The 5,953-nt window shown below is 44.8% G+C and carries 8 protein-coding genes; 4 read left to right on the top strand and 4 right to left on the bottom strand.

Annotated features, from left to right (window positions below; genetic code table 11):
* Positions 1–192: 192 nt before the first annotated feature.
* Positions 193–477, bottom strand: coding sequence for a CopG family antitoxin (locus ACO6VE_RS23675; protein ID WP_422448557.1), 285 nt, complete (start codon positions 475–477; stop codon positions 193–195).
* Positions 474–752, bottom strand: coding sequence for a hypothetical protein (locus ACO6VE_RS23670; protein ID WP_422448555.1), 279 nt, complete (start codon positions 750–752; stop codon positions 474–476). Before ACO6VE_RS23670 ends, ACO6VE_RS23675 begins: the two co-directional genes overlap by 4 nt.
* Before the next feature lie 560 nt (positions 753–1,312).
* On the opposite strand from ACO6VE_RS23670, the gene ACO6VE_RS23665 reads away from it, so the two are divergent.
* From ACO6VE_RS23665 to ACO6VE_RS23650, 4 genes are read left to right on the top strand one after another with little or no spacing between them, the layout of a single operon-like run.
* The gene (locus ACO6VE_RS23665) at positions 1,313–2,272 is read left to right on the top strand and encodes a CsgG/HfaB family protein (protein ID WP_422448553.1); all 960 of its coding nucleotides are present in this window, start codon (positions 1,313–1,315) and stop codon (positions 2,270–2,272) included.
* 15 nt (positions 2,273–2,287) lie between these two features.
* The gene (locus tag ACO6VE_RS23660) at positions 2,288–2,608 is read left to right on the top strand and encodes a hypothetical protein (RefSeq protein ID WP_422448551.1); all 321 of its coding nucleotides are present in this window, start codon (positions 2,288–2,290) and stop codon (positions 2,606–2,608) included.
* Positions 2,609–2,983 (top strand): DUF4810 domain-containing protein, encoded by a 375-nt coding sequence (locus tag ACO6VE_RS23655; RefSeq protein ID WP_422448549.1) that lies wholly within the window; start codon positions 2,609–2,611, stop codon positions 2,981–2,983.
* 2 nt (positions 2,984–2,985) lie between these two features.
* Positions 2,986–3,636, top strand: coding sequence for a DUF799 domain-containing protein (locus ACO6VE_RS23650; RefSeq protein WP_422463874.1), 651 nt, complete (start codon positions 2,986–2,988; stop codon positions 3,634–3,636).
* A 106-nt stretch (positions 3,637–3,742) separates the two neighbouring features.
* Here ACO6VE_RS23650 and ACO6VE_RS23645 read toward each other — a convergent pair whose 3' ends face one another.
* A complete protein-coding gene (locus tag ACO6VE_RS23645) occupies positions 3,743–4,951 on the bottom strand; it encodes an NYN domain-containing protein (RefSeq protein ID WP_422448545.1) in 1,209 nt (402 codons plus the stop codon).
* A gap of 88 nt (positions 4,952–5,039) precedes the next feature.
* A complete protein-coding gene (locus ACO6VE_RS23640; RefSeq protein ID WP_422463872.1) occupies positions 5,040–5,363 on the bottom strand; it encodes a helix-turn-helix domain-containing protein in 324 nt (107 codons plus the stop codon).
* Positions 5,364–5,953 lie beyond the last annotated feature (590 nt).

Below are 5,953 nucleotides of genomic sequence, written 5' to 3'. Positions count from 1 at the left end.
TATCTTGATTACGTGAGCCCTGTGGACTTTGAGCAACAGGAATTCAGTAAAGCGGCTTAATCAGGTGTCCATTTTTACTTGACCACTACAGTAATGCCTGGTTAGTCATTTAGCGGTTCTTGCGTGTTGCATGTTTGGTCATCAATTTTATCCGCTGCCATAGGGAAGCGGAGGGATCGGGAGTCAGCATAATCAGGATCGGGAAGACACATCCAGCAACGAGCCAGACAGGTACTTGTGAATAATGCTGGAGACCAGCGTCTGGTAGGGAATACCTTCACGCTGGGCACGGGACTGAATGGCCAGCAGGTCACGTTGGGAGATACGGATATTGATGCGCTTATCCTTTTTAAAACTCTCGCTAGCAACACTCTCTAGTGCCGCTTTGCGTTCCGGGGTCAGGGTAGACTCATAATCCCCCGCTTCAAAGGCGTCCAGAAGTGCCTGTTCCTCTTGATCCAGCTTGTTTTTTTTCATGAATCACCTCCCAGGTAATCGCGGGTAAACTTTCGGCTCGGTATCAGGGTTTTCAAGAAAATCTCCTTTTCATTCTCTACATAAGGCACCAGCCAGACATAGCCCTGCACATTGACCACAAACACCCGCTGGTGAGGATAGTCCACCGTATTAGGGTGGGTGATATCATCAAGCAGGTCGCCGCTTTGGATATGAAAGATAATCTCTTCAAAGGATTTATCCCGCTGACTTATCAGCTGCTGATTCTTGTCAGGGTTCCAGTTAAAGCATTTCATAGGGTTAGTATAGTGAATGTGTGCATTTTGTCATCATATGGTTAGCAAGCCACGTTATCCAGTAAATCCAGTTCCACCTTTAGAATATCCTCAATTCAAGATTCAAGACCCTACCCGGGTTCTCCGACCCGAGTTTTCCGACCCCGGTTTTCTTATAACCCGATTACGCCAGATAATAGGGAAAAATCATGAAATCCCCCGAAGCCATTGGGCTCAATGGCTTCGGGGGATTTCATGATTTTTCCCTAGTTGCGGTCTCTTGCCTTAGAGTTGTTCGGGTTAATAATAGTACGTTTGTTTATTTTTACTTGAAAGGATAGCTTTTCGCAAAGACGCTACCGCCCGTGGGTTGTACCACAGCCTTTTATTGACTGTGGGGAGCAGGGTCCCAGATAGCTTTGTGTGAAATTTTCGATAATTCTTGGATAGTACGATTGTACATTTACAGGTGATATGCGTGATTTCCGTTGCACTTGATTTTGATATAACTGCTCGTAATAATCTTGTAAAATTTTTGCCAGATATATTTCCGTACCCCTGACATTGAAAGTTTTCCAGATATGAAAAAAATAGCTACCGTTGCCGTCGCTCTTGCTCTGGCTGGTTGCGCAACGCAGACACCGCATGTGGCAGTTAAAGAAGCACCTGTAAGTCAGGAGCAACAGATTGCGGCTCAAAAAAAGGCGACAGAATTGGCCCAAAGGCAGGCGCTCTCTCTTAAGCGAAAAATCGCCATTGGCAGGATGACTAACGAAACCAATTATGGCCGTTCGCTGTTGCGTGATGATCATATGGACCCTTTGGGCAAACAGTTGAGTGATATGCTCTCAACCCGTTTGATTAATTCCGGTAATTTTGTGGTTTTTGAGCGTCCGGACCTTTCACGTATAGAACAAGAGAGACAGATGTTCGGTGCGGGTGGTGAGCTGGTGGGTGTGGATACGCTGGTTGTTGGTTCCCTGACAGAGTTTGGCCGGAATGTCACCGGAGAAAGCGGGTTTCTCAGTAGTACCAAAACCCAGTTAGCCCATGCAAAAGTTGAATTGCGACTGGTGGATGTGAACACCGGGCAGGCTTTCTTCTCTGCCTCGGGGGCTGGTGAAGCAACGCTGGAAAGTGCATCAGTTGCCGGTTTTGGCTCCCGTGCTGCTTACGACGGTACATTAACTGATAAAGCGATTGCCGCAGCCATTAGCGAAGTGATCGATGACATGATCCAGAAAATGATGGAGCGACCCTGGAAGACCTATATCCTCGATGTTGTTGATGGACAGATTTTCATCAGTGGTGGTCAGAGTCAGGGACTTTCTGCAGGAAAGCAGCTGCGTGTGATGACTGCCGGGAAAAAGATTAAATCCAAACAAACTGGCTTTACTGTCACCCTACCGGGTGCTGAGGTAGCCAGAGTTGAAGTGATATCAACGTTTGGTGATAACGAAAATAATGAAGGCAGTGTCGTGCGAGTGATCAGCGGATCATTAGACGGCCACAGTCTGGATAAACTGGAAATTGTTGAATAAATGGGGCTGTTCAGAATGTTTAAGTTTTCTACATTATTTGCTGTTTTCATGTCCTTTGTTGTCCTTACGGGGTGTGTTAATACGCCGACAGAAAATGTTCAGGCGTTGGATGACCGGCCGTTCATTATGTTTACTGATGCCAGACAGGGTGATTTGGTAATACTGGATGGAATTCAAATGGGAGCTGCGGCTCAATTCTCTGCTGGAAAATCAGGGTTGCGTATTGAGGCTGGAACCCATTTTCTGGAAATACAACGGTCAGGTAAGACGGTTCTAAGTGAGAAGTTCTACGTGGCTGAAGGCGTCAGTAAGACATTTGCGATCGGTGGCTATTAAATGTTGAACGTAAAAAAACTAATCACGGTGGCGGTAGTTTCCGGTTCTCTGTTCCTGGCTGGGTGTCAGACCAATCAGGGGTTGTATCATTGGGGTGAGTACGAATCCGGGCTTTATGGTTATTACAAAGACCCTGCTGAGCTGGCGGTGTTGTCTGAGCAATTGCTGCAGGCGATAGAAGAGGCTAATGGTCGTGTAGCACCGGGTATGTATGCGGAGTATGGAACCCTGATGTTGCAACAGGGTAAAACCGATGAAGCTGTTATTTACTACACCAGAGAGAGGGATCTCTGGCCTGAAAGTCGCCATCTTATGGATGCCATGATTAATAACCTGACGAGTAAGCCAAAGGCTGACGGCCAGAAGGACAGTTAACAATGATTACCAATGTGAAAAAATGGCTGACTATACTGGGTGTCAGCTTGTTAGCTGGCTGTGCTGTCCAGGCCCCAAAGGTTGATTTCAGTGCTTTTCAGCAGGCGAACCCCAGCTCATTACTGGTTGTACCGGTTGTTAATGAGTCTGTTGACGTTGATGCGCCAAATTACTTCCTGTCCACCATTTCTGTGCCATTAGCCGAGAAAGGGTACTATGTTTTTCCGGTGAATACGGTAAAGACGGTTCTGGAAGGTGAAGGGCTTTACGATGCCGATCTGGTTCACTCGGCCGACCCGGTTCAACTGGGTAATATGTTTGGTGCTGACGCCATTTTGTATGTGACCATTAATAAGTGGGATGCACAGTATATTGTTTTGAGCACAACCGTGACGGTCAGCTTTACCTACCGTATTGTCAGTGGTAAGACCGGTGAGGAATTATGGACTGCCAATAAAACCATGCAGTACACACCGCAACAGAATAACTCTTCTGGTAATCCTCTGGCTGATTTGGTGGTGATGGCTGTTTCTGCTGCAATTACCAGGGCTGCTCCTAATTATTTGCCTTTGACACAGCAGGCTAATTATCAGGTTCTGTATCTGGATCCGACGAAATTACCAAACGGTCCTTACCTGAAGCCCAAGTCCTGAGTTATTGGGCAGCTTCTGTTAACCGAGTTTTATAATGTTAAGAAATAGCCCCTCTCATTTCTGGATGATTGGGGTTTTTTTAATCATTTTTACGAGGTTGAAGAGGCTATGGTACCCCTTGCGTATCCTGTAACAATTTCGAGAATAGATCCTGAGGGTATTTGTTAAAAGTCATGGTTTGAACAACGGCATAGCTCAAGGTTTGCTGGTTGTTTTGACAGGCATTATGCAGTCTGGAAAGCATCGCCTGATCAATTTCCTGAAGATAGTTTTTCTTATGTTTTAGTTGGTAGCACTGTGTTGCGGGGCTATTTTTCGGATCTGTGTGAGAGATATCAAGCAGGTGACTTTTATAAAGTAAGCTGGTTACCTTTTTTGCATCTGTTTCAGAGATTTGTCCTTTGCTGGTTTTTGCCAGAATGGCAGGGAAATCTTTTCTTGGCAAAGGAGAAAGTGTGGCTGCCAAGGTCAATGCTTTAGTGAGTGTGTTTTTTTCAATTTGTGGCCATTGTAGTTTTTTCAGAATCTGAAGATAGGTTTCTGCGAGTTTTTCTTTGTCAGGCTGAGGTTGTGTAGGTGGCTGTAACTGTGTTTGTTGAGTTGGAGTGACTCTATTAGCAGCAGTAGCAAGGCTTGCTTGCCAGCACTTCCTCTTCTCATGCAGGCTGATTTCTATGGAGTCAATATCCTTGAGGAAATCGGTAAATGAGGTGAATCCAAAGGCTTTTTCATTGAAGGCGCTGTCAATTGAGATCAGACGGGTTTTCAAAACGGAGCAGTCAGCTGCGCCATCAAAAGTTTTGAGAGTACGCAAGGTAAGATCAATGGCTTTTTTCAGTTCTTCAGAACGGGTATCAGCATCCAGGCTTTCTGGTGTGTCTGTGAAAATATAGCGGGTGCAGGATGTTTTTACCGACTCACTGAGAGGAGAGCGAGGGCCTACTCCAATAACTTCTTTGCCCATCTCCCTTAATCTTCGGAACAACGGTGAGAAGTCAGAGTCACCGGTGGCCAGGACAAACCATTCTACATCCGTAAGCCGCAGGGCGCTTTCCATTACATCAACGGTTAACTGAATATCCGATGAGTTTTTTCCGGCAACGGGATGATAGTTGTGCATCAGCTCAAAGCCCTGACGATTCAGGTCTGCCTGAAAACCCTGAATGTTAGGAGTGTTCCAGTTACCATAGGCCTTCCGGACAATTAGCTGGCCAGTCGAGCTGAGCTCTGTAACCAGCTTTTCGGGGCCTTTTTCCTTAAGCCAGTGGGTAAGGTTTTCTACATCAATAAATGCGGCGATTTTTGAACGGCTCATGTTGAGCTGTCATCCTTGTTGAATATTGGTGTTATTGAGTTGGAGTGAAGTATATGTCTGGAGTTGTTTGGATGGCTAGTAATCTGACCTAATGTTTCTTTTCCCTGTCTTTCAATATCTGCTCAATATTTGGATCTATACGATTCATGTCTTCCAGCTCAGTACCTTCAAAAAGTGATTGTGGTGAAATTCTCAATGTGTTGCAGATCTGCCAGATCGTTCCAAGGGTTGGATTCCCTTCATTGAGAATTTTGAACAGCTGTTGAGGAGTTATGAGTAGCAGTCTGGCTAGTTCTGACTGAGTCATAAATGAGTCGGGTCTTTCTGTTGAGGGTGTTTTTTTTAATGCTGAAATGAGGTTGCTACGAACGGTTTTGATGAACCTGCTCTTGCCTGGCTGGTCAATATTCATAACGAGTCTATACTTTCAGCATAAAAGCTGAAAGTTGTGCTTATTATAAGGTATTAGGTCTGTTTACCTAACATTTACACTTTAGATACAGTTAATATTTAACTTGCTGTTTTTATTGATAAAAAAGTTATCTGTATGGGATATTAGCCCATAATAACACCTGCTTGATTTTAAAGTCAAACTTCTGTTTTGAGAAAAGGCAGTTGAGATGATTAAAAAAATTGTGAAATCTGAAAAATAGGATAACAAAATTAAAAAATAGGAGTCTGCGTTGCTATCAGATGAAGAAGTGCTGTTGTATTGCAAGTCGAGAGGTGTGACTGAATCCGGGTTGGCGATGGTAGCGCTTATTCTGTCTTCCGATCCTGCCCGAACTGTTAAAAGCAACGCATACACCACATCTGGACGATTTGTAAGCCATAAGAATGGAATGATCATCCAGTTTGAGAGTCTTCACGTTGAGCTGTCGTATTTGCTGTTGGCTGAAATTAATCCTGACACTCGACTCTAAAGTTTTAGTCTGATTATTGGGTCAAATTTGAGCAGGTCTCACTGCTGCTACTCGGACTTTAGCTGCGCAGAGTCTTCAT

It is taken from the genome of Endozoicomonas sp. ALB115, assembly GCF_049310245.1.
GTDB lineage: Bacteria > Pseudomonadota > Gammaproteobacteria > Pseudomonadales > Endozoicomonadaceae > Endozoicomonas.
The sequence above is the reverse complement of the archived record's forward strand: the minus strand, read 5'-3'. Positions and strand labels throughout refer to the sequence as shown.

What these genes read in the sequence shown, in the direction of transcription:
- ACO6VE_RS23675 (WP_422448557.1), bottom strand. Translation starts at nt 477, where the DNA reads ATGAAAAAAAACAAGCTGGATCAAGAGGAACAGGCACTTCTGGACGCC.
- ACO6VE_RS23670 (WP_422448555.1), bottom strand. Translation starts at nt 752, where the DNA reads ATGAAATGCTTTAACTGGAACCCTGACAAGAATCAGCAGCTGATAAGT.
- ACO6VE_RS23665 (WP_422448553.1), top strand. Translation starts at nt 1,313, where the DNA reads ATGAAAAAAATAGCTACCGTTGCCGTCGCTCTTGCTCTGGCTGGTTGC.
- ACO6VE_RS23660 (WP_422448551.1), top strand. Translation starts at nt 2,288, where the DNA reads ATGTTTAAGTTTTCTACATTATTTGCTGTTTTCATGTCCTTTGTTGTC.
- ACO6VE_RS23655 (WP_422448549.1), top strand. Translation starts at nt 2,609, where the DNA reads ATGTTGAACGTAAAAAAACTAATCACGGTGGCGGTAGTTTCCGGTTCT.
- ACO6VE_RS23650 (WP_422463874.1), top strand. Translation starts at nt 2,986, where the DNA reads ATGATTACCAATGTGAAAAAATGGCTGACTATACTGGGTGTCAGCTTG.
- ACO6VE_RS23645 (WP_422448545.1), bottom strand. Translation starts at nt 4,951, where the DNA reads ATGAGCCGTTCAAAAATCGCCGCATTTATTGATGTAGAAAACCTTACC.
- ACO6VE_RS23640 (WP_422463872.1), bottom strand. Translation starts at nt 5,363, where the DNA reads ATGAATATTGACCAGCCAGGCAAGAGCAGGTTCATCAAAACCGTTCGT.